This is a genomic window from Streptosporangium sp. NPDC050148 (assembly GCF_055586505.1).
Window position 1 is genome coordinate 55,366 of record NZ_JBVJIA010000024.1, and the last position, 24,775, is coordinate 80,140.

22 protein-coding genes and 1 other RNA gene are annotated in these 24,775 nt (G+C 71.4%); 7 read left to right on the forward strand and 16 right to left on the reverse strand.

From position 1 onward, the window contains the following. Positions 1 to 77: 77 nt before the first annotated feature. The 5 genes from ACZ6RT_RS25665 to ACZ6RT_RS25685 form a co-directional block, all read right to left on the reverse strand. Positions 78 to 209: a hypothetical protein gene (locus ACZ6RT_RS25665; protein WP_344889137.1), complete on the reverse strand. Its 132-nt coding sequence runs from the start codon at positions 207 to 209 to the stop codon at positions 78 to 80. A gap of 141 nt (positions 210 to 350) precedes the next feature. Further along, a complete protein-coding gene (locus ACZ6RT_RS25670) occupies positions 351 to 2,033 on the reverse strand; it encodes an MmpA family trehalose lipid delivery protein (RefSeq protein WP_470156642.1) in 1,683 nt (560 codons plus the stop codon). After that, complete coding sequence (locus tag ACZ6RT_RS25675; RefSeq protein WP_470156644.1) at positions 2,033 to 2,797, reverse strand: FkbM family methyltransferase; 765 nt, start codon at positions 2,795 to 2,797, stop codon at positions 2,033 to 2,035. The genes ACZ6RT_RS25670 and ACZ6RT_RS25675 overlap by 1 nt, the downstream gene beginning before the upstream one ends. 12 nt (positions 2,798 to 2,809) lie before the next feature. Further along, positions 2,810 to 5,038, reverse strand: coding sequence for an acyl-CoA dehydrogenase (locus ACZ6RT_RS25680; RefSeq protein ID WP_470156646.1), 2,229 nt, complete (start codon positions 5,036 to 5,038; stop codon positions 2,810 to 2,812). Between the two features lie 327 nt (positions 5,039 to 5,365). Then, the gene (locus ACZ6RT_RS25685) at positions 5,366 to 6,715 is read right to left on the reverse strand and encodes a hypothetical protein (protein ID WP_470156648.1); all 1,350 of its coding nucleotides are present in this window, start codon (positions 6,713 to 6,715) and stop codon (positions 5,366 to 5,368) included. 111 nt (positions 6,716 to 6,826) lie between these two features. Between ACZ6RT_RS25685 and ACZ6RT_RS25690 the strand changes: the two genes are divergently transcribed. Together ACZ6RT_RS25690 and ACZ6RT_RS25695 are read left to right on the forward strand one after the other, a co-directional pair. Then, positions 6,827 to 8,314, forward strand: coding sequence for an AMP-binding protein (locus ACZ6RT_RS25690; protein WP_470156650.1), 1,488 nt, complete (start codon positions 6,827 to 6,829; stop codon positions 8,312 to 8,314). A gap of 262 nt (positions 8,315 to 8,576) precedes the next feature. After that, positions 8,577 to 9,464, forward strand: a complete 888-nt coding sequence (locus ACZ6RT_RS25695) for a S1C family serine protease (RefSeq protein ID WP_399186030.1) — start codon at positions 8,577 to 8,579, stop codon at positions 9,462 to 9,464. Positions 9,465 to 9,564: 100 nt separating this feature from the next. Here the strand turns inward: ACZ6RT_RS25695 and ACZ6RT_RS25700 are convergent, their stop codons facing one another. The 3 genes from ACZ6RT_RS25700 to ACZ6RT_RS25710 form a co-directional block, all read right to left on the reverse strand. Continuing rightward, positions 9,565 to 10,632, reverse strand: coding sequence for a polysaccharide deacetylase family protein (locus tag ACZ6RT_RS25700; RefSeq protein ID WP_399186029.1), 1,068 nt, complete (start codon positions 10,630 to 10,632; stop codon positions 9,565 to 9,567). A 155-nt stretch (positions 10,633 to 10,787) separates the two neighbouring features. Next, entirely contained in the window at positions 10,788 to 11,222 is a 435-nt protein-coding gene (locus ACZ6RT_RS25705; RefSeq protein WP_470156707.1) for a type II toxin-antitoxin system VapC family toxin, read from the reverse strand. Next, positions 11,219 to 11,431, reverse strand: coding sequence for a hypothetical protein (locus tag ACZ6RT_RS25710; protein WP_399186028.1), 213 nt, complete (start codon positions 11,429 to 11,431; stop codon positions 11,219 to 11,221). The genes ACZ6RT_RS25705 and ACZ6RT_RS25710 overlap by 4 nt, the downstream gene beginning before the upstream one ends. 640 nt (positions 11,432 to 12,071) lie before the next feature. Between ACZ6RT_RS25710 and ACZ6RT_RS25715 the strand changes: the two genes are divergently transcribed. Then, complete coding sequence (locus tag ACZ6RT_RS25715; protein ID WP_399186027.1) at positions 12,072 to 12,902, forward strand: MIP/aquaporin family protein; 831 nt, start codon at positions 12,072 to 12,074, stop codon at positions 12,900 to 12,902. An 86-nt stretch (positions 12,903 to 12,988) separates the two neighbouring features. After that, positions 12,989 to 14,506 (forward strand): glycerol kinase GlpK, encoded by a 1,518-nt coding sequence (gene glpK, locus ACZ6RT_RS25720; protein WP_399186026.1) that lies wholly within the window; start codon positions 12,989 to 12,991, stop codon positions 14,504 to 14,506. A 100-nt stretch (positions 14,507 to 14,606) separates the two neighbouring features. Here the strand turns inward: glpK and ACZ6RT_RS25725 are convergent, their stop codons facing one another. Both ACZ6RT_RS25725 and ACZ6RT_RS25730 read right to left on the reverse strand, forming a co-directional pair. Beyond that, on the reverse strand, positions 14,607 to 14,975 hold the full coding sequence (locus tag ACZ6RT_RS25725; RefSeq protein WP_399186025.1) for a roadblock/LC7 domain-containing protein: 369 nt from the start codon (positions 14,973 to 14,975) through the stop codon (positions 14,607 to 14,609). An 86-nt stretch (positions 14,976 to 15,061) separates the two neighbouring features. After that, a complete protein-coding gene (locus ACZ6RT_RS25730) occupies positions 15,062 to 16,024 on the reverse strand; it encodes a hypothetical protein (protein WP_470156653.1) in 963 nt (320 codons plus the stop codon). A 639-nt stretch (positions 16,025 to 16,663) separates the two neighbouring features. Here ACZ6RT_RS25730 and ACZ6RT_RS25735 point away from each other — a divergent pair. After that, a complete protein-coding gene (locus ACZ6RT_RS25735; protein ID WP_399186023.1) occupies positions 16,664 to 17,029 on the forward strand; it encodes a hypothetical protein in 366 nt (121 codons plus the stop codon). Between the two features lie 217 nt (positions 17,030 to 17,246). Here ACZ6RT_RS25735 and ssrA read toward each other — a convergent pair. From ssrA to ftsE, 5 genes are all read right to left on the reverse strand, one after another. Continuing rightward, positions 17,247 to 17,631, reverse strand: a transfer-messenger RNA (tmRNA) gene (gene ssrA / locus ACZ6RT_RS25740). 123 nt (positions 17,632 to 17,754) lie between these two features. Further along, a complete protein-coding gene (locus ACZ6RT_RS25745) occupies positions 17,755 to 19,644 on the reverse strand; it encodes a penicillin-binding transpeptidase domain-containing protein (RefSeq protein ID WP_470156655.1) in 1,890 nt (629 codons plus the stop codon). After that, positions 19,641 to 20,114 (reverse strand): SsrA-binding protein SmpB, encoded by a 474-nt coding sequence (gene smpB / locus ACZ6RT_RS25750; RefSeq protein ID WP_344889188.1) that lies wholly within the window; start codon positions 20,112 to 20,114, stop codon positions 19,641 to 19,643. The genes ACZ6RT_RS25745 and smpB overlap by 4 nt, the downstream gene beginning before the upstream one ends. 89 nt (positions 20,115 to 20,203) lie before the next feature. Then, positions 20,204 to 21,115, reverse strand: coding sequence for a permease-like cell division protein FtsX (gene ftsX, locus ACZ6RT_RS25755; protein ID WP_344889191.1), 912 nt, complete (start codon positions 21,113 to 21,115; stop codon positions 20,204 to 20,206). 31 nt (positions 21,116 to 21,146) lie between these two features. Continuing rightward, positions 21,147 to 21,836: a cell division ATP-binding protein FtsE gene (gene ftsE, locus ACZ6RT_RS25760; RefSeq protein WP_012888192.1), complete on the reverse strand. Its 690-nt coding sequence runs from the start codon at positions 21,834 to 21,836 to the stop codon at positions 21,147 to 21,149. Positions 21,837 to 22,072: 236 nt separating this feature from the next. Between ftsE and ACZ6RT_RS25765 the strand changes: the two genes are divergently transcribed. Further along, the gene (locus ACZ6RT_RS25765) at positions 22,073 to 22,264 is read left to right on the forward strand and encodes a hypothetical protein (RefSeq protein WP_399186021.1); all 192 of its coding nucleotides are present in this window, start codon (positions 22,073 to 22,075) and stop codon (positions 22,262 to 22,264) included. A 48-nt stretch (positions 22,265 to 22,312) separates the two neighbouring features. On the opposite strand, the gene prfB is transcribed toward ACZ6RT_RS25765, so the two are convergent. Continuing rightward, positions 22,313 to 23,434: a peptide chain release factor 2 gene (gene prfB / locus ACZ6RT_RS25770; protein WP_399186020.1), complete on the reverse strand. Its 1,122-nt coding sequence runs from the start codon at positions 23,432 to 23,434 to the stop codon at positions 22,313 to 22,315. A 65-nt stretch (positions 23,435 to 23,499) separates the two neighbouring features. Here prfB and ACZ6RT_RS25775 point away from each other — a divergent pair, with 65 nt between their 5' ends. Then, complete coding sequence (locus ACZ6RT_RS25775; protein WP_399186019.1) at positions 23,500 to 24,609, forward strand: DUF8094 domain-containing protein; 1,110 nt, start codon at positions 23,500 to 23,502, stop codon at positions 24,607 to 24,609. Positions 24,610 to 24,775 lie beyond the last annotated feature (166 nt).

Sequence of the window (24,775 nt, forward strand, 5' to 3'; positions counted from 1 at the left end):
TCCCGTCGGGACGATTCCCCGCGCCGGGGACCCGAAGGCTCAGGTGAGCGCCGGGGCCGGTCGGCGGCCCCGGGCCGTCACCTGGTGCCGTAGTTGTACAGCGGCCTGTTGGGCGGCTCGGGGGTCGGTGCCGCGACGTTCACGACCGCCACCGAGGTTCCGATCGCCAGCACTGCCCCTACCGCCAGAGCGGCAATCACTCGCAACACCCGAGTTCTCCCTCCAACGCGTGGATCGTGCAGTCTGCCCGAGAGTAGAACGTGATACAGCTCGTCAGCCAGCAACTTGGTCAAAATGTGATAAATAAAGTTACCGCTGGGTAAATCCTACAATATTTGCATCTCACGAGTTCAGAGGCGGTAGAGCAGGAGCTCCGGACCGGCGTGGAGCAGCCGCGCGCCCGGCAGCCTGGAACGGAACATGTTCTCGTTCGCCCTCAGGATCAGCACGTGGCTGACCCCCCGCCCGGCCAGCGGCCCGGTCAGGGCACCGGACCCGGCGAGGAGCGGGCCGATCTCGCGCGCCAGCGGGTCCTCGGCCCCCAGGGCGAGCGTGCGGCCGTCCCCCAGGCCGACCGTCAGGCCGTCGTTCCAGACCACCCGGCGGTGGAAGGACTTGACCGCCGGGTCCAGCACCACCCGCCCGCCGTTCCAGCCGAACGCCCGGTACGCGCTCCACGGCAGCGTCAGCAGCGCCCCCGGGGCCGGGTCGGCGTCCACGATCTGCCGCACCCGCGACCAGTCGGGCGGGTACTCGACCGCGACCAGCCTGCCGAACGCCCCCAGCGCGAAGGTGGGCAGCACCAGCAGCGGCACCAGGATCATGCCCGGCCGGATCGTCGCGGGCAGCCGGGCCGCGACCGCGGCCAGGCCGACCGCCTGGAGCAGCGCGAAGGGCGCGAGGTAGAGCTGCCCGTCGCGCAGCGGCCCGAAGCCGGGCCAGAACCCGACCAGCGCCTGTACCGCCCCCGGCAGGAAGGCGCCGGCGCACCCCACCACCAGCCCCGCCGCGGACGCCACCGCCAGCCCCTCCTCCCACCCCCACGCCCCGTCCCGTCCCCGCTGCTGACTCCGCCGCCGCTCCCGTCGCTCCCGGACGAGCAGGGCGTGACCCGCCACGGCCGTCACGGTCACCGCGAGCCGGACCAGGGCCGACCACCAGGTCTCCTGCCCCGGTACGACGGCACCGGAGTTCCACACCCCGCCCAGGGTGAGCAGGCTGCCGAGGGTCCCCAGCGGCCCGTCCGCCCGGGGGGCGAAGGCCCGCACCCCGGCCGGATCGGTGACGGCGGCGCTGCCCAGTGCCGGGACCAGCCACGGCAGGCTCAGCACGGCGGCGATCGTCAGGACGCGCGAGGCCCGGCGGCCGGCCACCGGAACGAGGGTCATCACCGAGACCAGCATCGCCTGGAACCCCCCGACCGCGGCGGGCAGCAGCGCCAGGACCAGCGGACCGGCCCGCCTGCCGGTGGCCGCGCGCACCGCCCACGGCAGCCCCGCGTACCCGAGCAGCAGCGCCCACTGGCCCAGCAGCAGCCGCTGGGCCAGGTAGACGTTCCAGGCGTAGAACACCGCGGCGACCAGCCGGGCGACCGTGCGCCCCCCACGCTCCCCGGGGACCAGGGCCGCCGCGCCCGTCGCGGCGAGCACGAAGAGGCCCAGCAGGATCGCCTTCTGCACCACCTGGTCCGCCGGGAACGGCAGGAACGACGACGCCGCCGAGATCAGGGCCACCGCCGTGTCGCTCGGCACGGCACGCGGGAAGCCGCCGCCCTGCGGAAGGATCGGCGGATCCGGTACGAACACCATGTCGTAGCGGAGCACGAAGCCGGGACCGAGCGCGGGTCCCAGCGCGAGCACCCCCAGCAGCAGCCCCGCCAGGGCGGGCAGCGCGTGGACGGCCCGTCCGCGCCACCGCTCCCGGGCCGGTCGCCGGTCCCCGGGACGGGATCGGCGCGCCCGGATCCGGGATCGGGCCGATCGCCGGTCCGGCGGGCGGGCGGGGCGCCTGTCACCGGCCCCGGGAACGCCCACTACGGCGCGGCGGGGCGGAAGAGCACCATGTTCACGTACTCCTGGCCGGGGACGAGCAGGCGGGAGATGAAGCTCCGCCGCACCTCGCCGACCGCCTGCTCCTGGTGGGCCGACAGGTCGAAGCCGTCCAGCGGGCGCCAGGAGCCGCCGGTCAGGACGGAGCCGGTGTAGCCCCACTCCGCGAGCCGGTCGACGACCAGGCCGATGTCCTGGTGCCGGGTCTCCAGCTCGACCAGCAGGACGGGCCGGTCACGGCGGACGGTCCGCTCGGCCCCGAGCAGCGCGGCCAGCTCGTGACCCTCCACGTCGATCTTCATGAACCGGACGTCCCTCAGGTCCAGCTCGTCGATGGTGACGGCCGGGACGTCCACCGGCACGCCCTGTCCGTGCACCACCGAGGCCGTGGCCTCGGCGCCCCGGCCGCCCCCGGGGATCCAGAGCCGTGCCGTGCCGGAGCGGTCCGAGGCCGCCGCCGCGACCACCCGCACGTCGGGGAAGGTGCTCGCGAGCAGGGCGGCCAGCCGGGGGTTGGCCTCGATCGAGACCACCTGCGAGGCGAGCCGCCGCAGCGTGGCCGTCCACGGCCCGTACCAGACGCCCACGTCCACGGCGGTGCCGCCGCGCGGCACGAACTCGCCGGCGTGGGCCAGCTCGGCGTCCAGCCGGGGGTAGACCCTGCGGATCGCCGCGCCGAACCAGCGCGGCGGGACCGCGCCGGCCACGGCACTCCGGACGGCCACCCCTGGCCTGAACCGCATCGACATGCGCGAAGCCTATTACCTGCCCGGCTCGGGGTCCCTGGGCAGGCCGAGCATGCGCTCGCCGATGATGTTGAGCTGCACCTCCGTGGTGCCGCCGTAGATCGTCATGGCCCGGGTGGCCAGCACGGCCCGGTTCCAGTAGCCGGCGTCGCCGAGCTTCATGTCGGCGGCGATGACGGCCGAGGGGCCGAGCAGCGAGACCGCGCACTCCGAGACGTGCTGGGCGTGCGAGGTGGACAGCAGCTTGCGGACCGAGGCGTCGGCCCCGGGCTCGACGCCGGTGAGCTGCTTGAGCGTCACCCGCAGGCCGAGCGCCGCGATCGAGTGGCCCTCGCAGACGACCCGGGCCAGCTCCTGGCGCTCGGCGGCGGTCAGCTCCCGGCCGAGCCGCCCGACCAGGCCGAGCAGGTCGGGGACGGACGCGCCGGTGCCGCCGGAGCCCGCCGAGAGCGAGACCCGCTCGTTGGACAGGGTGTTCCTGGCGACCTTCCAGCCCTGTCCCACCTCGCCCACGACCAGGTCGTCCGGGACGAACACGTCGTCGAGGAAGACCTCGTTGAACAGGTTCTCGCCGGTCATCTCGGTCAGCGGCCTGACCGTGACGCCGGGGCCCTTCATGTCGACCAGGAAGTAGGTGATGCCCTCGTGCTTGGAGCCCTCGGAGGAGTTGCGGGCGATGCAGATGCCCCACTCGGCGAAGTGCGCCACCGAGGTCCAGATCTTCTGGCCGTTGAGCCGCCAGCCTCCCTCGACCTTCTCGGCCTTCATCTGCACGTTCGCCAGGTCGGAGCCTGCGCCGGGCTCGGAGAAGAGCTGGCACCAGATCATCTCGCCGCTCAGCGTGGGCGGCAGGAAGCGCTGCTGCTGCTCGGGGGTGCCGTACGTGGCGATCGACGGCACCACCCAGGCGCCGATGATCATCTGGGGCAGCTTGACCCTGGCCGCCTTGAGCTCCTGGATGATGAGGACCTGCTCCAGCGGCTTGGCGTCACGCCCCCAGGGCCGGGGCAGGTGCGGCATGACGTACCCGGCCGAGGCCAGCGCCCGCTTCTGCTCCTTGCCCTCCAGCGCGGCGAACCCGGTGACCTCGGCGCGGATGCCCTCGCGCAGCTCGGCGGCCTCCTCGGGCAGCTCGACCTCCAGCTCCCGGCTGACGCCGTTCAGCGCCAGCTCGGCGACCGTCTCGGCCCACTCGCCCGAGGAGCCGAGCAGGGCGCGCAGGGTCAGCGCCCGGCGGTAGTACAGGTGGGCGTCGTGCTCGTAGGTGTAGCCGATGCCGCCGAAGATCTGGACGGCGTCCTTGGCGCAGTGCACGGCCGCGTCGGGCGCCACCACACCGGCGATCGCGGCGGCGTAGGCCAGCTCGTCGGCCGTGACCCGGTCGCCGGAGCCCGCTCCGGCACAGGCGCGGGCGGCGTCCCACACGGTGGCGCGGGCCTGCTCCAGGGCGACGAGCATCCGGGCGGCCTTGTGCTTGACGCCCTGGAACTGCCCGATCGGGCGGCCGAACTGCACGCGGACCTTGGCGTACTCGGCGGCGGCGGTCACGCACCACGAGGCCACGCCCGCGGCCTCGGCGCCGAGCACGATCGCGGCCAGGTTGAGGACCCCGGGGCCCTGCAGCCCGTCCAGGATCCGGCCCGCCGGCACGGCGACGGCGTCCAGCTCGATCCGCGCCACGCCACGGGTGACGTCCAGGGCCCCGACCGGGGTCACGGTCGCCGCGGAGGCGTCCACCGCGACCCACTCCTCGCCGCGGTCGGTGCTCACCGGGAGCACCAGGACGTCGGCCAGGGCGCCGCCCAGGACGTGCTCGGCGGTCCCGCCGATCGTCAGGGCGCCGTCCTCGCCGCGGGTGCCGGTGATCGAGGCCGACAGCGCGACCGCTCCGGTCAGCGTGCCGTCGGCGAGGCCGGGCAGGAGTTCGGCGTGGGCCTTGCCGTCGGAGGCGAGGATCGCGGCGCTGGCGAGCACCGTGGGGACGTAGGGGCCGGGGGCGACCCGCTCACCGAGGGCCTCCACCGCGATGGCGGTCTCCAGCAGGCCGTAGCCGCTGCCGCCGTGCTCCTCGGGGATGTGCAGGCCGAGCAGGCCCTGGTCGGCCAGCCCGGACCAGAAGCCGGGACGTTCCTCCCCCTCCGCCGCCATGGCGGCGCGCACGACCCCGGACGGGATGTTGCGCTCCGCCCATCCGGTCACCGACTCCCGGAGCGCCTCGTGCTCCTCGCTCAACCCGATCGCCATGACAGCCTCCAGACGCGATTCAATGACAGAACCATATTCTAGAAGGTGCTTCCATCACAACGCGCCCCTCTCGGACGCCCCGGCCGCGGGACCGGGACCGGCGGGCCGCCGGATCGCAGGGGGCAGGGGCTCGCGGGCCACCGGATCGGGGTCACGGGTCACGGATCACAGGTCACGGATCACGGATCACGGATCACGGATCACGGATCACACGGGAGGGGTCGCGCACGGGCAGGGTCACACGGGAGGGGTCGCACGGGCAGGCCGCCCCGACGGGGACGACCATCGGAAATGATCACTCTGGGAAAGGGCCTTCGCGGGAATCCGTCAGAGGGCCCGGACGCCGGTCATCAGGGGGGCGATGTCCGCCCAGAGCCGCTTGCGCGTGTCGGGCACGGTCACGAACAGCATCGACGGCTTCCTGCGGCCCACGTCGACCACCGCGAGCGCGGCGTGGGAGACGCGCTTCTTCCCCTTGATCCGGTAGGTCACCTGGTAGCCGAGCACCCAACCCTTGCCGCTCGTCAGGCGCTGCGAACCGGTCCAGACGACCCTGCTGCCCGCGGGGTGGTGGTTGCGGATCGTCCAGCGCACCGCGCCCAGCGCGGCCTTGCGGTAGTCGGCGTCGCTCTTGAGGGCCTTGGCGGGCGTGGCGCCCGGGAGCGGGCCGGAGCCGATCACCGTACGCGGCAGCCGGGTCGCGCCCACCTGCTGGCCGACGGAGAAGGACGGCACGGCCCTGACGGCCCAGGGCGCGCCCAGGCTGGAGTAGGTCAGCGCGGACCTGGTGTCGGTCACCGCCCCGAGCACCGCGCTGGGCCGTCCCGGCAGCACGCTCAGGGAGGTCGTGCCGGGCAGGGCGGGCAGCGTGACCGGGGACGACGTCGGCGAGGCGCTGACGCCGGGCGCCGCGGCCCGGTCGGCGCTCGCCGGGTCGGAGGGCTCGTCGCCCGAGAAGAGAACGAAGATCAGGATCACCACGAGGCCCGTGATGACGGCGGCCCCCAGGCTGTAGGCCACCCGGATCGGGATGTCGCCGATCCGCATCAGCAGGCCGCCGGACCGCTTGGCCCCGCCGGGCCGTCGCGGTCCCGCGCCGGCGGGCACACCGGCGCCGTCCGCCGCGCCCGGGTCGCCGAACACGCCGGGGCGCTCCGCCGCGCCTGGCCATCCCGTGGCCGTGCCCGTCATGCCACCCGAGGTCGCCCCCGGGGCCGCGCCCGCGCCCCGCCGGGTCCCGGCGTCCGGGGGAAGGGGCGCACCCGGGCGGTCGGGACGCCAGGGGCCGGCGGAACCGCCCACCTGCCTGACCGGGATCGTGCCCAGACCGCCGGACTCGCGCGCCCGCCCGGTGTCGCCGGTGTCGCCGGTGTTCTCCTCGGCCTCGTCCGGACGGTCGCCGGAGGCCGTCCCCGGACGGCCGGAGCCGGGGCGGTCCGCGCCGGGACGGCCGGAGCCCGGCGGGGAGGAGTACGGGGGGAACGCTCCAGGAATCTTGGGCCTGGAGACCAGTGCGGTCTCCTCGCCGTCCCCGATGGGGAACCTCCGGGGGACCCGGGGACTGATGATCGAACCGTCCTCGGCGGGGATGGCGGGTATGGGCGCCGTGGGCGCGTCATAGGAGGGAACGTACCGCTCGTTAGAGCGCCCGGAGGAGTTGCCGCCGACGTCCGCCATACGCGTCAGGTTATGTCACCCGCGAAAGATTCAGCGCATCGGCGTTTATTACGCTTCGGCCACGGGCTGTGCATCAGCCCAGGTGACCGCGCTTCCTCTTCCATGAACAGAATGTCGTTCTGTAAGGTCACCGCCATGAGGGGCTTCTACGAGATCGCGAATGCCGACCCCGGGCGCACCGCCGTCGTCGCGGACGTCACCGTGACCTACGGCGAGCTGCACGAGAGGGTCAACCGGGTGTCGCACGGCCTGCTGGCACGCGGCACCCGGCCCGGTGACACCGTCGTGACGGTCCTGCCCAACGGCATCGACGCGATCACGATGATGCTGGCCACGTACCAGATCGGCGTGTACCACGTCCCGGTCAACTGGCACTACACCGCCGAGGAGATCGGCTACATCGTCGCCGACTGCGCGGCGCGGACGGTGGTGGGCTCCGAGCGGTACGGGCACGCGGTGCCGGGCGGGTTCGTCGAGACCTCCGACCTGGCCGAGGGACGACCGGCCGGCCCGCCCGAGGGGCGCAGGGCCGGGTCGATGATGCTCTACACCTCCGGCACCACCGGCAGGCCCAAGGGTGTGCGGCGGCGGCTGCTGGAGCTGAGCCCGGAGGATCTCCACCCGATCCTGATGCGCAAGAGCTGGCGGCACTTCGGGCTGCCCTCCGACGGGGTCCACCTGCTTCTGTCGCAGCTGTACCACTCCGCCCCGTACGGGCAGGCGATGATGGCCCTGCAGTTCGGCCACACCGTCGTGGTGACCGAGCGGTTCGACGCCGAGGAGACCCTGGCGCTCGTCGAGCGGCACCGGGTGACCAACGCGTTCATGGTGCCGACCATGTTCCACCGGCTGCTGGCGCTGCCCGCGCCGGTCAGGACGAAGTACGACCTGTCGTCCCTGACGCATCTGTACCACGGCGCCGCGCCCTGCCCGCCCGCGACCAAGCGGGCGATGATCGACTGGCTCGGCCCGGTGCTGTGGGAGTACTACGGATCGACCGAGGCCGCCGTGGCCACCATGGTCTCCTCGGCCGAGTGGCTGGATCGGCCCGGCACGGTCGGCCGGGCGGTCGACGGCCTGGAGTTCACGATCGTCGGCGAGGACGGCGCCGAGCTGCCCGCGGGCGAGCCCGGCCTGGTCTACATCGGCGGCATCAACCGCTTCGAGTACCATCGCGACCCGTCCAAGACCGCCTCGGCGATGCGCGGCCGCCTCTACACGCCCGGCGACATCGGCTACCTGGACGAGGAGGGCTACCTGTTCCTCTGCGACCGGCGGACCGACCTGATCATCTCCGGCGGGGTCAACATCTACCCGGCCGAGGTCGAGGCGGTGCTGCAGGAGCACCCCTCGGTGGCGGACGTGGCCGTGATCGGCGTGCCGGACCCGGAGTGGGGGCACCGCGTCGTCGCGCTGGTCCAGCCCGCGCCCGGGGCCACGCCCGGCCCGGAGCTCACCGGCGAGCTGCTGGCCCACTGCGCGCCCCGGCTGGCCCGCCTCAAGCACCCCCGGGTGATCGAGTACCGCGACCGGCTGCCCCGCACCCCCACGGGCAAGCTCAGCCGCAGCACCCTCCGGGAGGAGTATCTTCCAGCCTGAGCTGGGGATATACCCCTGTATGGGGGCATCACAGACAAGCGTCGCACTACTGGCGGCAACCGCGGTCGCGCTCGCGGGCTGCGGCACGGAACGGGGGCCGCGGCCCGCCGAAATGGCCGCCTCCCCGGGGTCACCGGCACCGGCGTCCCCCGGGGCCTCGGCCGAGGACTCCCCCGCGAGTCCTCGGGGGCCCTCACCCGGAACCCCGGGGAGCGACCCGGGGAACCTGGAGAACGCCTACGAGCGGACCATCACCCGGGTGATGCCGTCGGTCGTGCAGATCACCACCGGCGACGACCTCGGTTCCGGGGTCGTGTACGACACGCTGGGGCACATCATCACCAACGCCCACGTGGTCGGGTCCTCCCGCCGTTTCGAGGTCACGCTCGCCACGGGCGGCATGCCGCGGACGGCCAGGCTGGTCGACTCCTTCGAGCTGGGCGACCTGGCCGTGATCAAGGTGGACGACCCCAGCGGGCTCAGGCCCGTCGTCTTCGGGGACTCCTCGCGGCTGCGCGTCGGCCAGGTCGTGATGGCCATGGGGAACCCGCTGGGCCTGTCCGGCAGCGTCACCGAGGGGATCATCTCCGCGCTGGGCCGCACGGTCAGCGAGCCCGAGAGCAACGGGAAGGCGGGAGCCACGATCAGCGGGGCCATCCAGACCTCCGCCCCGATCAACCCGGGCAACAGCGGCGGCGCGCTGGTCAACCTGTCGGGCGAGGTCATCGGCGTGCCGACGCTGACCGCCGTCAACCCCGAGCTGGACAACGCCCAGGCCCCGGGCATCGGCTTCGCGATCCCGTCCAACACCGTCAAGGACATCGCCGCCCAGATCGTCAAGGACGGCAGGGTCACCAACACCCGCCGGGCCACGCTCGGCGTCGTCGTACGGACCGTGATCGACATGAACGGGCAGCCCGCCGGGGTCGGCGTCGTGCGGGTGCTGAGGAACAGCGGCGCCGAACGGGCCGGGCTCAAGGCCGGTGACCTGATCGTCTCGATCGACGGCAGGCCCACCTCGGCCACCCAGGACCTGTCGACCATCCTGGCCACCCTGCGGCCCGGCGAGGACGCCAAGGTCGAGATCCTGCGCCCCGACGGGAGCAGGAGCACCATCTCCGTCCCCCTGGAGGAGCTCTCCGGAGGCTGAGGCCCGCCCCGCGCGGGGGCGGGCGGTGGCGGCGCGTAGGCGAGGCCCTCGGTCGACGGCTCACCCGCCCCGGACGGGGCGGGTGGTGGATCGGTGTGGATCAGTAGGGCAGGAGCCGCTCGGTGAACGTCTTGGACACGAAGGGCGCCTTGAACTTGGGGAAGGCCACCGTCTGGGCGTCACCGTCGGAGGTGTAGCGCTCGTCGGGGTTCGCCTTCAGCCAGTCGAGCCAGGCGGTGGAGCAGAACTTGGCGCAGTCGCCCTTCTTGTCCATCGAGCGGATGCGCGGGATGCCGAGCGGGTCGAACTTCTTGTTGAACGGCGACATCGCGGGCGTGTACCCGGCGAGGAAGACGCCTCCGTAGTCGTAGGAGACGTCACCGGCCCTCCCCTTCTGGCCCCACTCCTTGCCGTCGGGCTGGTTGCCGTACGGCAGCGCCAGCGTGGACGGGGGCGTCTTGATCAGGTCGGTGATGAGCCGGTGGCCCGCCGCCACCTCCTCGTACACCCGCTTCTTCGCCTTGCCGCCCAGGTTGAGGTGGTCGCGGGTGTGGTTGCCCACGTCGAAGCCCTGCTGGGTGAGCCAGAGGAGCAGCTGCGCCCCCTCCTCGGGGGTCGCCTTGCCGAACATGTCGCGGGTGATGTAGAACGTCCCGACCGCGCGGAACCCCGGGTGGGTCTTGGCCACGTCCTGCAGGATCGCCACGGCGGTGTTCGCCTTGGGGACGCCCATCCCGTCCAGCTCGAACTGCGTGGGCGAGGAGTCGTCGAAGGTGAGCACGACGGGGTGCTTGCCCGCCGGGATGTCGATGCGCCCGGAGACGAACTCGGCCGCCGTGACCGGCACGTAGTCCTCCCTGGCCAGCCGCTCCAGCTCGGCCCGGAACTGCGCGGGGGTACGGTCGTCCTGCGTGGTGGGCTTGTCGACCACCCGGTGGTACATGAGCACGGGCACCTGGCCCAGCTCGTTCGCCCTGACCTTGGCGGCGGCCTGCGCCTTCGCCTTCAGGGCGTTCGCCCGCGAGGCCGCGGCGGCCGACGCGTTGGACGTGGACTCCACCTGCGCCTTCTGCGCGCCCCCCTCGTCCTGACCCGATGAGCATCCGGCCAGCACTGTCCCGGCCACGACGGCCACCACACCGGCCCTGCCCATTCCACAACGGCCCATCGAATCCTCCAAGCGCACCGACGATACGCTTGTCATCCCCTCTGACCTGCGGCTCGATCTCCAGGAGGGGCAAAGGTTCGCGCTGCGGCTCCCATCGGCGCTTCGGGATCCCCGGCCCGCGATCCCGAAGGGCCGGCCTCGGTGGACAGACCAGGTCAGGCCTCTGCCACGCCTCGGAGCGGTTCGGCCTTCACCACGCCTTCGAGCGCATGACAGAGCTTGACGTCCGTCGTGAGCAGAGGAATTCCACGGTCGAGTGCCAACTGGGCAAAGACGGCATCGTACATACGCAGTGTCAGCCGTACGGCCAACCCGGCAGCCCGCTCCAAGTGATCGGCACCGACCGGGTGAACCGTCACACCGAGATCATCGATGACACGTACGGCCATCGCGAACTCCTCCGGCGTCAGTCGCCCCGCCAGGAGCCCTTTCTCACGTAGCACTCCGGCCACTTCGATCCGGGCGAAGTCCGCTGTCTCCAGCATGACGAGATCATCCAGGAAAGCCTCCTGAACCTCACGAGCATGCTCAACCGGACTGATCGACGAACCACCGAAGGAAGACGCCGGTGTCGACGATGTAAGCGTCAGCCACGCGACTCGTCTCGAAGCCGGTCCAGCTCCTCGTCCACTCCGGTCACCCCTCGCATCCGGTCTCGGATGCCTTCCAGTGCCGCCGCGGCCTTCTCCCGCCGACGGGCCGACGAGACGTTGTCCCTGACGAGCGCGAGCACCGGCAGCACCCGGCTTTCCGGCAACTCGTCGACCAGCAGATGGAGTTCCTCACGCATCGCGCCCATAACCGCAGTGTACGACCCTGTCACGGTCGGACCCAGGAGTTACCTTCAACGAGCCGATGGCGACTCTCGCGGGGGAAAGGGAGAGGCCCACGCTCGGCGGCTCGGGTCACGAGGACGTCATCGCGGGACGAAATGATCGGCCATCAGAGCGTCGGCGAGCAGCGGTGGCCACAACCCGGCACGTCGGGCGGGCGCGCAGGGGCGCCGGTGGGCGTGGATGAGCCGTTCAACGGCGGCGAGCCCTGCCCGGGAAGGCCGGTGCCGGTGCTCGGGAAAGGTCGGCAAGGGGCCGGGGCGGATGCCCGCCCGGCATACGGGCCCGCCCGCCGATCGCCTCCCGACGAAGGCCGGACACGCTGACGCACACCCCTCGGCACGAACCGGGCGGAAGAGAGGGAACGGGCCCGCGGGCTCGGCCGTCCCCAGGTGACAGAAGTAAGTAAGACGGAAAAATCAGTACGTAAGGACATGTCACCCGGTGAACACGGCCCAGGTGAAGGGCCCTTCCCGATATTTCGTCACTGTCGCAGGAAGCGTATGTTCCTGACCATTATTCAACAATCGTGTCACATCACCGTTGACGACCTTGCGTCTGGCGCTTACGTTCCGGGAATCCGAGCGGCATTCGTGAGGGGGACAGATGACGGAGCGCCTGAAGAAGCCCGGTCTTCTCGGGGAGCTGGCGGCCGAGTTCGCGGGCACCCTGATCCTCATCCTCTTCGGGGCGGGCGTGGTGGCCCAGGTCGCCGCGGCCGAGATCGGCGACCACGACAGCATCGCCTGGGCCTGGGGGATCGGCGTGACGCTGGGCGTCTACGTCGCGGCCCGCACCAGCGGCGCGCACCTCAACCCCGCCGTCACCCTCGCGCTGGCCGTCTTCAAGGGCTTCTCCTGGCGCAAGGTGCTGCCGTACGCGCTGGCGCAGACCCTGGGCGCGTTCGTGGCGGCGCTCATCGTCCGCCTCAACTACACCGAGGTGCTGCACAAGGCCGACCCCGGTCTCACCATCAAGACCCAGGGGGTCTTCTCCACCCTGCCGGGCAACGGAACCCTCCCCGTCGGCACCTGGGGCGCCTTCCGCGACCAGATCATCGGCACCGCGATCCTGCTCCTGCTCGTCCTGGCCGTCTCCGACGCGCGCAACACCGCGCCGGTGGCCAACCTGGCGCCGTTCATCATCGGCCTGATCGTCGTGGCCATCGGCATGGCCTGGGGCACCAACGCCGGCTACGCCATCAACCCCGCCCGGGACTTCGGCCCGCGGCTCGCGTCGTTCCTCACCGGGTACGAGACCGCCTGGCAGGATCAGTACGGTCAGCTCTACTTCTGGGTGCCCATCGTGGCGCCCCTCATCGGAGGCCTGCTCGGGGCGTTCCTGTACCAGGCCCTGGTGGCCAGGTTCCTCCCTCCCGAGGAGGCCGAACTCGAGGTGGGGCGGATGCCGTCCGACGAGGCGCGCGACGTCGCCTGACGGGCGCGGAACACCGGCCGCGGCCGGGAACAGCCACAGGAGAGCAGCCGATCCCCCCGGAGAGTCTCACAGAGGAGGCACCGTCAATGCCTGATTTCGTCGGAGCAGTCGACCAGGGAACGACGAGCACCCGCTTCATGATCTTCGATCACGGCGGTAACGAGATAGGACGTCACCAGCTCGAACACGAGCAGATCCTGCCCCGCGCCGGGTGGGTCGAGCACAACCCCGTCGAGATCTGGGAGCGGACCAGGGCGGTGATCGAGACCGCGCTCGCCCGGGCCGGCCTGACCGCCTCCGACCTGGCCGCGCTCGGCATCACCAACCAGCGCGAGACCGCCGTGGTCTGGAACCGCAGGACCGGGCGGCCGTACCACAACGCGATCGTCTGGCAGGACACCCGCACCGACCGGATCGCCTCCGCCCTGGACCGCGACGGCAGGGGCGACGTCATCCGCCGCAGGGCGGGCCTGCCCCCGGCGACGTACTTCTCCGGCGGCAAGATCCAGTGGATCCTGGAGAACGTCGACGGGGTGCGCCAGGCCGCCGAGGCCGGGGACGCGATCTTCGGCAACACCGACACCTGGCTGCTGTGGCACCTCACCGGCGGTGTCGACGGCGGCGTGCACGTCACCGACCCCACCAACGCCAGCCGCACGATGCTGATGGACCTGGAGACGCTCGACTGGGACGACGAGCTGCTGTCGTTCTTCGGCATCCCCCGCTCGATGCTGCCGGCCATCAAGCCCTCCTCCCACCCCGGCCTGTACGGCACCACCCGGCCGGGCGGGCCGCTGGGCGGCGAGGTGCCGCTGTCGGGCGACCTCGGCGACCAGCAGGCCGCCACCGTCGGGCAGGTCTGCTTCGAGGTCGGCGAGGCCAAGAACACCTACGGCACCGGCAACTTCCTGCTGCTCAACACCGGCACCGAGCTCGTACGCTCCCAGAACGGCCTGCTCACCACCGTCTGCTACCGCTTCGGCGAGGACGCCCCGGTGTACGCGCTGGAGGGCTCCATTGCGGTGACCGGTTCGGCCGTGCAGTGGCTGCGCGACCAGCTCGGCATCATCTCCGGGGCGGCGCAGAGCGAGGCGCTGGCCCGGCAGGTCGAGGACAACGGCGGCGTCTACTTCGTCCCGGCCTTCTCCGGGCTCTTCGCGCCGTACTGGCGCTCCGACGCCCGGGGCGCCGTGGTGGGCCTGTCCCGCTTCAACAACAACGCCCACCTGGCGCGGGCCACCCTGGAGGCGATCTGCTACCAGAGCCGCGACGTGGTCGAGGCGATGCGGGAGGACTCGGGCGTCACCCTCGACGTCCTGCGGGTGGACGGCGGCGTCACCGCCAACGACCTGTGCATGCAGATCCAGGCCGACGTGCTCGGCGTACCGGTCTCCCGGCCCGTGGTGGCCGAGACGACCGCCCTGGGGGCCGCCTACGCGGCCGGGCTGGCGGTCGGGTTCTGGAAGTCGACCGACGAGCTCAAGCAGAACTGGAACGAGGGCCGGCGCTGGGAGCCGACCTGGTCCGAGGAGCAGCGGGCGGAGGGGTACGCCGGATGGAAGAAGGCCGTCCAGCGCACCCTGGACTGGGTCGACGTCTCCTGAGCGGTCCCGGGCCCCATGGCCGGTCCGGTCCTCCCGGGGACCGGGCCGGCGTTCCCGGGGACCGGGGCGCCCGCCGGGACGGGTACCGGGGGCGCCCGCGTCAGGCTCCGGCGAGCATCGCGCCCAGCCGCTCCACCGTGGGACGCGACTCCACGTGCAGCCGGGCCACGTCCAGCCCCTCGTCGGCGAGCACGACCAGCAGCGCCGCCTGGCGGACGGCGTAGACGACGATGTACCCGCTCCGGCACCGGGTCACCACCTCGCGCAGCTCACCCATGCCGACCTCGTGGCCGGTGCGCTTGCCCAGTCCCAGGGAGGCGGCGGCCAGGGCGGCCAGCACCTCGGGCCTGTCGCCCTCGCTGTCGGCCGCGACGAGCAGCCCGTCCACCGACGCGACGGCCGTCTCCAGCACACCGGCCACCTGCTCGCGCAGCAGCTTCAGCTCGGCGAGAACCTCTTGCCTACCCATCGGACACCTCCAGCGTGCGGCCCCGGAGCCAGAGGCCCGGGGAGAGAAGGACGGCGGGGTGCCGCCCGGCGGGTCGCGGGGATCCCTCACTCACCGGCCGGGCCGACGTCGTCCGCCCACTGCCGGGGCAGGGACCGCAGTGCCAGCAGGGGCCGGGAGGCGATCGGCCCTCCCCCCGCGGCGGCCAGCACCTCGTTGATCCTGCTGGTGCCCGGACGGCGGCGCGGCAGGTCGGCGGGACCGCCCGGATCCGCTCCGGCCGGCTCCGGCGCCGGGGCGTTCCCGCCCGGCGCGGATCCGGGAGCACCGAGGTCGAGCACGCCCTCCTCGACCATCCTGGCGATCTCGCTCATCACCGCGAACAGTCCCTTGCCCAGCACGAACGCGATGTCGCGTGGTGTCCGGCGGCCGTTGGCCCGCTCCATGACGGCACGCCGGATACGGTCGGATCCCAGCAGGGTGGGCACGGGAACGGCCGGGGGCACGGGCCTGATCCGCATGGACATGCCGAGCCGTCGCCAGGCCGCCACGTACTCCATGCGGCGGGCGGTCTCGCGCAGCAGCCGCCCGGCCTCGATCCCCGGCAGGACCGGGAGCAGCGGCAGCCGGTCCCCCGCGCCCGCGGGCTCGGCGCGGCAGGACTCGATCCCGTACAGGGCCATGGCGAAGACCGCGTCGAAGGTCGCGGCCAGGCAGACCGCCTCCAGGCCCGCGACGCCGATGGCACCACGGCCGGCCAGTTCCGCGGCCAGCCGGTCGGCGGGGGCACCGACGGCGTACGCCTCGGTCCAGTCCTGCTCCGAGATCCGGCCCGAGCGCAGCAGCAGCGACTCCGGGCCCGGGGCGGCGGGGGTCGTGGCGGCCACCACGAGGCCGTCCCTCATCCAGATCGCGCCACCCGGGCCTCCGTCGACGCGCAGCACCCCGGAGAACCTCTCGCGCGCGAAGCGCGGCAGGAACTCGTCGATCCTCGCGACCGTCCCGGGCTCCCGGACCCCGCCCACGGCTACGGTGACCGGGGACGCGGACCCCACGCGTGCGGGCTCCACGGTCGCGGGCCTTTCGCTTCCGGATGCCACGGCCTCGGGTTCCCCGTTCACGGGCCCCACGGCCTCGGGTCCCATGGTCCCGGGCTCTGCGGTCCGGGGCTCCGCGGTCCCGGGTCCCGCGGTCTCGCCGGGCTCCGGGAGCTCTCCCGCGGTCATGCCGTCATCGCATGCGCGAGGCGGGAGCGACAGGCCGCTCCACGGGACGGCAACGGCTGGGCCACGACCGGCGACGGCACGGGATCACCCCCGGCCCTGATCGCCGCGGGCGAGCCGATCACGTGTGAAAAGCGGGCCGGTCCTCACCACTGCGTTCTCCCTCGACTCTCCCCGGGCACACCGCCCCGGGAGGACGACGTCACGGACACCGCACCGCGCACCGGCGGACGTCCGGAAGGCACCCCGTGGACGACCGGCCCGCCACCCCTGCCCCGTGGACGGAACGGATCACACTAAGGTCACATGGTGGGGCATATGTCCCCCAATAGACCCTTGTATCCGGTACTAAAGCATATGACACTTCACTAACGGTAGTAAATGAGTGTACTTTACGTATCTACCGTCACAAACGATCTCCTCGGTACGACCGAAAGGTCCGCCGGGCGAGACGTCGGGGCACACGCGATCGTGGGGAAGAAGTTCATGAACATCGAGACCGCTCTCAAGGAAACCATGGCGATCGACGGCGCGATCGGCGCGGCGCTGGTCGACTACGAAAGCGGCATGTGCCTGGGCACCACCGGAGGAGACCGGGGCCTGAACCTGGAGGTCGCGGCGGCGGGGAACACCGAGGTCGTCCGGGCCAAGGTCCGGACGCTGTCCGCGCTGAACATCGACGACACCGTCGAGGACATCCTGATCACCCTGGCCCGGCAGTACCACATCATCCGGCTCCTGTCGGACAGCGGCGGCCACATCTTCCTGTACCTGGTGCTCGACCGCGAGCGCGCCAACCTGGCCCTGGCCCGGCACCACCTGCGCCGCATCGAGGGCGCCCTCACCGTCTAGCGTGGCCGTCCCCCACGGGGACACGTCCGAGGCGGCGATCACCCGAACGTCCCCGGGCCGGCACCACGGTGATCCTCGAAGGACCGGCGGGTCCTCGAAGGGCGGCCGGGCGAGGATTCGCCGGAGCCGGAGAAAGACCAAGGGCGGCCGGGACGGCGCCGAGGCCGCTCCGACCGCCCTCGGGCGATCTGTTCCGCGCGGTTCGAACGCGGAACGGGGGTGGAGGTGGCGGGAATCGAACCCGCGTCCTTCAACTCCAAGACAGGGCTTCTCCGGGTGCAGCCTGTTGTGCTTTTCTCAGCCCCGGCGATCACACAGGCAAGACGCCGACGGGCTCAGCCACTGTTTGATTTCCCGATCTTCCCCGTGGCCGGGTCGATCGGTTGAGCCTCCTAGCGATGCCGGATCCGGGCCGGAGGCGCTCCCGGGCCGGCAGAAGTCACTCGCTGCTTAGGCGGCGAGTGCCAGGTTGCCCTGGCTGACTTCGGAGTGCGTCTTATTGGCACTTATTGGTCGCGGTCACAGTGTTAACGAGGTTATGTCCGCAGTCCTCGACCCGCTTCACCTGGCTTGCAAAGCCAAAGTCGAAACCAGTCACCCCCTGTTGAGTTTTCAACTCGTCCCCGCGGGGCCGAGCCATCCGAAGATACCCGTTACAACGGGGTCAACGCCAATCGAATTCCCGCCGACGCGCCGGAACCCGGGAGCGGGCCCGGGTTCCGGGTTCAGGGAGTGGCCTGCAGCCCCTGGAAGAACCGTCCCGCGACGGTCGCGCCCGCGGACGGGTCGGAGCTCTGCGTGAGCACCGCCACGGCCACGTCACCCTGCCAGCCGACGAACCACGCGTACGGCTTGCGCTTCTGCAGCGCGGCGGCCGCGATGCCGTGGACGGGGTCGCCGAGCGCCGCGGCGGCGCGGGCGGATCCCGTGGTCACCCCGGCGCGCATGAAGGTGCGCAGGGTCTTGACCGTCCTGTCGTCCAGCTTGATCGGGTCGGGCGGCCTGGTCGGCTCGGCGTCGGTCGTGGGGTCGGTGGTCTTGGGGTCGGTGACCAGCACCGGGGGACGCCAGGTGCCCGACGCCACGGCTCCGGCGACCAGCGCCATGGACAGCGGGCTGACCAGGACGTTCTGCCCGGCGATGGCCTTGGCGGTGGCGGCGTCGCCGGTGAGCGGCCGCGTCACCCCGCTGAACGCCTTCAGCGGCAGGCTCCACTTCGCCCCGATGCCGAACTTCGCCGCCTCCTCGGCCAGGTCCGCGCCGTCGATCCTGCGGGCCAGCGACGCGAGCGCGGTCACGCAGCCGTTGGCGAAGTTGGCCTGCAGCGTCGGCGAGGTCCCGGCGGGCGAGCCCTCCTGGTGGAACGAGGCGCCGCCGACGCTCCGGTCGGCCGGGCAGGACAGTTTCTGCTTGGGGTCGATCTGCGCCTTGACCATGCCGCCGACCGACATGATGGAGAACGCGGTGCCCGGGGAGAACTTCCCGGCGAGCGCGTGCCTCTCCTGGTTGTACTCCTCGGTGCTGGCCACCGCCCGGATGTCACCGGTGGAGGCCTGGACGGCCACCAGCATGCCGGGGGGGCCGCCCAGCAGCGCGGCGTCGGCCGCCTTCTGCTGGGCACGGTCGAGCGTGGTCTGCACCGGTGCGGTGGACCGGTCGGGCTGCCACTTCTTGAGCTCGGCCACTTCCTTGAGCGTCTTCAGGTCGACGGTGATCACGCGCGTGTCGGTCGAACCGGTCAGGTGCTCCTGGTACGCCTTCTGCAGCCCCGTCTTGCCGACCGTGTCCCCGGCCCGCTGCGGGCCGCCGAGCTGCTGCACCGCCTCCTGGGTCACGGCGGTGACGGTGCCGACGATCTCCCTGGGCGAGGCCGGCGCGAGCTCCTGCTCCTGCTCGGTGAGGGTGATGCCGGGGACGGCCCGCAGGTCGGCGCTGAGCTGCCCGAACCGGGTACGGCCGAAGGTCACCAGCGGCACCTGCACGTTGGGCGGCGCCGAGCGGATCCGGCTGAGCAGCCGGTCCTGCGGGAAGCCCGTGATCCTGGAGAGCCGCTCGCAGAGCTTCTGGGCCTCGCCGTCCTTGAGGTTGGCCGGGACCACCTGCGCCACGTGCAGGACGGCCTTCTCCTGGAGGGGGTCGCGGTTGCGGTCGAGGATGGGCTGGCGTCCCTCGGGATCGACGTCCACCGCGAAGCGCTGCCCCTCGGCGAGCTTGGGGTGCAGCACGCTGGGCGACCAGCGCACCTTCCAGCGGCCGTCGACCAGGTGGAGCGGGATCTTGCCCTGGTACTCCCAGAGCGGGTTGTTCTCCCCCAGGTCCACCTCGGCGTCGAAGTCGGCCTCGACCTGGTCGGCGGCGCGGCGCATCCCGGTGATGGTGAAGCGGAACGACGCGGCGTCGAGGTCGAACGAGGCGTTCTCCAGCGCCTTGCCGACCGTCTTCTCGTCGCCGTCCGTACGCCGGGCCGCGTACTCGTAGTCGCCCGTCTGCCAGCCGATCAGGAAGTCGCGCACCGCCTCGTGGGCGGAGGGCTCCTCGAAGCAGGCGGACAGCATGGGAGCCGTCACCGCCAGCGCGAGCGCCGCGGCGCCGGCACGCCGGGCCTTTCCCCTCACGATCCCCTGTTCCTGTGCCGGAGCGCGCGCGCCATCTCCCGCTTGGCCTGGTTCTCGGCCAGGGTCTGGCGCTTGTCCCAGTCCTTCTTGCCCTTGGCGAGGCCGATCTCGATCTTGGCCTTGCCGTCCTTGAAGTAGATGGCGAGCGGCACCAGGGTCAGGCCGCCCTCCTTGGTCTTGGAGATCAGCTTCTCGATCTCCTTGCGGTGCAGCAGCAGCTTGCGGGTTCGGCGCGCGGCGTGGTTGGTCCAGGTCCCCATGGTGTACTCGGGAATGTGGACGTTGATCAACCAGGCCTCGCGGTCCTTGATGACCGCGTACCCGTCGAGGAGGGACGCGCGGCCGAGCCGCAGCGACTTCACCTCCGTGCCCTGGAGCACGAGACCAGCCTCGTAGGTGTCCTCGATGTGGTAATCGTGCCAGGCACGCTTGTTCTGGGCGATGACCTTCCGCCCGGTCTCACGTGGCATGTCTGGAGCCTACCGGTGACCGGGCGCGCGGGCCGCGTCCGAGAACGCCGGGGTCGCCTAAGACACCCGAGGAGGCCGACACGGGGGCGTCACACCCGCAGGTAGCGGCGGAGCGTGAAGAACGAGGCCAGCACACAGATGACCACGCCGACCACCATGGTGAAGCTGATCACCGAGGCGACCGTCTCCCAGGAGAGCTGGTTGTTCCCGGCGGCGAGGTAGCCCTGCACGCTGTCGAAGATGAAGACCTTGCTGACGATCAGCAGGATCGCGGCCACCACACCGCCCAGCAGACCGGCGATGACGCCTTCCATCACGAACGGGAGCTGGATGTACAGGTTGGACGCGCCCACCAGGCGCATGATCCCGGTCTCGCGTCTGCGGTTGTACGCCGAGAGCCTGACCGTGTTGCCGATCTGCAGGGTGGCGGCGAAGACCAGGATGATCGCCACCAGCATGGCGGCCCAGCGGAACATCTCCATCAGCCCGAAGACCTTCTCCAGCAGGAGCTTCTGGTTGACCACGTTGGAGACGCCCTTGGCGCCGCTGAGCGCCTCGATCACCGCGTCGTAGGTGTTCGGGTCCTTGAGCTTGACCCGGAACGACTCGGGCATGTCGCCGACCTGGATGGCGGAGATCAGGACCGGGTTGCTGTTGTTGTCGTTCTTCCACTTCTCGTAGGCCTCGGCCTCGCTCTCGAAGGTGACCTGCTGCACCTGAGGCATGGCCTCGATGGTCGCCTTGAGCTCGGCCTTCTCCTCCTCCTTGATCCCGGCGCTGCCCTTGCAGCTCGGGAAGGGGCTGTTCTTGTCGCACAGGAAGACCGAGACCTCGACCTTGTCCGTCCAGAAGTCGCTCATGGCGTTGATCTGGGAGTTGATCAGCAGCCCCACGCCCAGCAGTGCCATGCCGATCGCCACGTTCAGGACGACCGCGATGGTCATCGTGAGATTGCGGCGGAGGCCGATCCAGACCTCGGAGAAGATGAAGTTTGCCCGCATGCTCTTCCTGTCGCTCTTTCCGGTCCTGGTGTCAGTACGCCTGGCCGTACACGCCCCGCGACTGGTCACGGACGATCTTGCCGTCCTCCAGTTCCACCACCCGCTTGCGCATGGAGTCGACGATGGCCGCGTCGTGCGTGGCCATGACGACCGTGGTGCCGGTCCGGTTGATCCGGTCGAGCACCTTCATGATGCCGATGCTCGTCGCGGGGTCGATGTTCCCGGTCGGCTCGTCGGCCAGCAGGATCATCGGCCGGTTGACGAACGCCCGGGCCATCGCGACCCGCTGCTGCTCACCACCGGACAGCTCGTCGGGCATCCGGTGTGCCTTGCCCTCCAGGCCGACGAGTTCGACGACCTCCGGGACCACCTTACGGATGAAACGGCGCGGTTTGCCGATGACCTCCAGAGCGAACGCGACGTTCTCGTACACGTTCTTGTTGGGGAGCAGCCGGAAGTCCTGGAAGACACATCCGATCCGGCGGCGCAGGTGCGGAATCTTGAAGTTGGACAGTCGGGCGAGGTCCTTGCCGGCCACGTGGATCGCGCCCGAGTTGGGGCGCTCCTCCTTCAGGACCAGCCGGAGGAAGGTCGACTTCCCGGACCCCGAGGGGCCGACGAGGAACACGAACTCGCCCTTGTCGACATCGACGCTGACGTGGTCCAACGCGGGCCGGTTCTGGTTCGCGTAGACCTTGGTGACATTATCAAAATGGATCACGGGCGCATCACGGCATGCCAGTCTAGGGGTTAGGACGGTCGCAGGAGTGGCAGAGGGCCACTTCCACCTACTCTCCGGCCCGAGGACCCCGGTCTTGTCTCCAGACCGAAGCTCCGGTTGGCCGGTGCCCAGTCTAGGGGGAAGACTGGCATGGAACGTCCATAACGGAAACAAAACGATTCGGCGCCCGGTAACGACCGCATAAAGTGGTTCTGACCTCGACGAGGGAGGACGGCATGAGCTGTGAAGACCTGGTCTGCGCGGGGTGTGCTCACCCGGTGGCCGAGGGCAGATGCCCCCGGTGCCGCGCGTACCGCGAGCGGATGCACCAGAACGCCTTCGGCGGCCTGACCCCGGCGCTCGTGTCGCTGGCGCTGATCGTGCTCCTGTTCCTCACCCTGGCCCTGGAGCGGCTCACCGGCGCCTGAGACGCCCGTGCGGGCCCCCGGAGGGGCCCTGGGGCCCGGTCAGGCGTCTCAGGCTCCGTCGACGCCCGACTCCTGGCGGCGGGTCCAGCGGATCTCCGCCTCGATGAAGGCGTCCAGGTCGCCGTCGAGCACCGCGCTCGGGTTGCCCGCCTCGGCGCCCGTCCGCAGGTCCTTGACGATCTGGTACGGGTGCAGCACGTAGTTGCGGATCTGGGTGCCCCACGAGGTGGTCGACTCGCCCCGGATCTCGTTCAGCGCCGCGGTCTCCTCCTGGCGCTTGCGCTCCAGGAGCTTGGCCTGCAGGACGGCCATCGCGGTCGCCTTGTTCTGCAGCTGCGAGCGCTCGTTCTGGCAGGACACCACGATGCCGGTGGGCAGGTGGGTCAGCCGGACCGCGGAGTCGGTCGTGTTGACGCCCTGGCCGCCGGGGCCGGAGGAGCGGTAGACGTCGACGCGCAGGTCGTCCTCGTTGATGTCGATGTGGTCGGTCGTCTCGACGACCGGCACCACGTCCACGCCCGCGAACGACGTCTGGCGGCGTCCCTGGTTGTCGAACGGGCTGATCCGCACCAGGCGGTGGGTGCCGTGCTCGCCGCGGAGCGTGCCGTAGGCGTAGGGCGCCTTGACCGTGAAGGTCGTCGACTTGATCCCCGCCTCCTCGGCGTAGGAGGTCTCGTAGACGTCCGTCGGGTAGCCCCGGCGCTCGGCCCAGCGCAGGTACATCCGCTGGAGCATCTGGGCCCAGTCGGCCGCGTCCACGCCCCCGGCCTGCGACTGGATCGTGACGACCGCCTCGCGGGCGTCGTACTCCCCGGACAGCAGGGTGCGGACCTCCAGGGCGCCGATGTCGCTCTTGAGGGACACGAGCTCGCGCTCGGCCTCGGCGAGCGTGTCCTCGTCGTCCTCGGAGGCCGCCAGCTCGTACAGGACGGAGATGTCGTCCAGGCGCTGCCCCAGCGACTCGATCCTGTTGACCTCGCCCTGGAGGTAGGAGAGCCTGCTGGTGACCTTCTGCGCGCGGTCCTGGTCGTTCCACAGGTCGGGGGCGGCGGCCTGGTCCTCCAGCTCCTCGATCTGCTTGCGCATCGCGCCGAGGTCGAGCACGTCCTGGATGCTTTTCAGCGTCCCGCTAAGCTCGTTGATCTGTTCTGCCGGATCGATGAGTGCCACGTCTGTAAAGGGTACGCGACCCCCGGCCCCCATCGTGTACGGCCCGCTGCGTCACCATGGCTAGCATGGCCCGCATCGGGAGCGGCGGGGATCATCGGAAGGCGCGGGAGGTGGACGTGCGCGGACACGGGCGGCGGGGTGTGCTCGCCCTCGCGCTGGCGTCGGCCGTCGTGGCGGGGGGCGCCGCGTGCTCCGGTTCCGGCGAGGCCCGGCCCGGGCCGAGCCGGGCGGCGGGCGTGGCCACCGCCACGGCCGGCCCCACCGGCACGCCCCGTCCCGCCCCCCGGGTGACGCTCGCCGAGGCGGCCAGGGCGGTGGCGGGCGTGCTGGGCGCCGACGGCGTGCTGGGGGCGGCCACACCGCGCCTGGACGCCGAGCAGAGGCTGCTGCTGGCCCAGACCCGCGACGGGCAGGAGGCCCTCACCCTGGCGGCCTTCAACGGCTCGGCCGGAAGGCTCCCCCGCCACACCTGGGGCACCCCGAGCCTGCTGGTCCCGCGCGAGCAGAGCGGCCCGGCGTGGTTCGCCGCGACGGTGGAGCGCACCGACGCCTCCGGCGGGACCAGGACCGCCGTGCTCACGCTGGTCCGCCACGACCGGGAGAACTGGCAGCTCAGCTCGACCTCGCTGCTGGAGGTGGGCGCCCCCCCGCCGCAGGTCGCCAGGGACGCCGAGGGGTACGCGACCGCCCTGGACCCGCAGGACACGACCGTGGTGATCAGCCCCCGGCTGATGGCCCCGCTGCACGCGACCTCCGCCGAGGAGGGCGAGCGCGGGTTCACGGCGGGCCTGATCGAGAAGGGCCCGCACACCACCGGCTTCGCCGACGAGATCGCCAGAAGGACCAGGATCGAGAAGACCGCCTGCCTGAGCTACGACTCGATCTTCGCCGCGAGCAACTACCCGGTGCACGCGCTGCGCACCGCCGACGGCGGCGCGCTGGTCCTGTACTCCCTGATCAGGACCACCACCAGGATCGTCAGGGTCGATCCTTGCGGGTCGGACACCCCGGTCCCGCCCGAGGCCAGGGAACTGACCACGGCGAGGTTCATCCGCGACGAGCTGCGCATGGTGGAGACGCAGCAGTACGTGACCACGGTCCCGGCCAGGAACAGCGGCCGGGCGGCCAGGGTCATCGGCTACCTCGGCGGTCTCACCAAGGTGACCGGGAACTGACCCCGCCCGACCCGACCCGGCCCGACCGGGCCGGGCAGGGCCGGGCGGGGGCCCGGGGGGGGGGGGGGGGGCCCGGGTGTGGGGGGGGGGGGGGGGTTAACAGGGGGGGGGGGGATCGAAAAGCGAACGAAAAGGGCGGGGAGGGGGAAGGGTTTTTTTTTCTCAC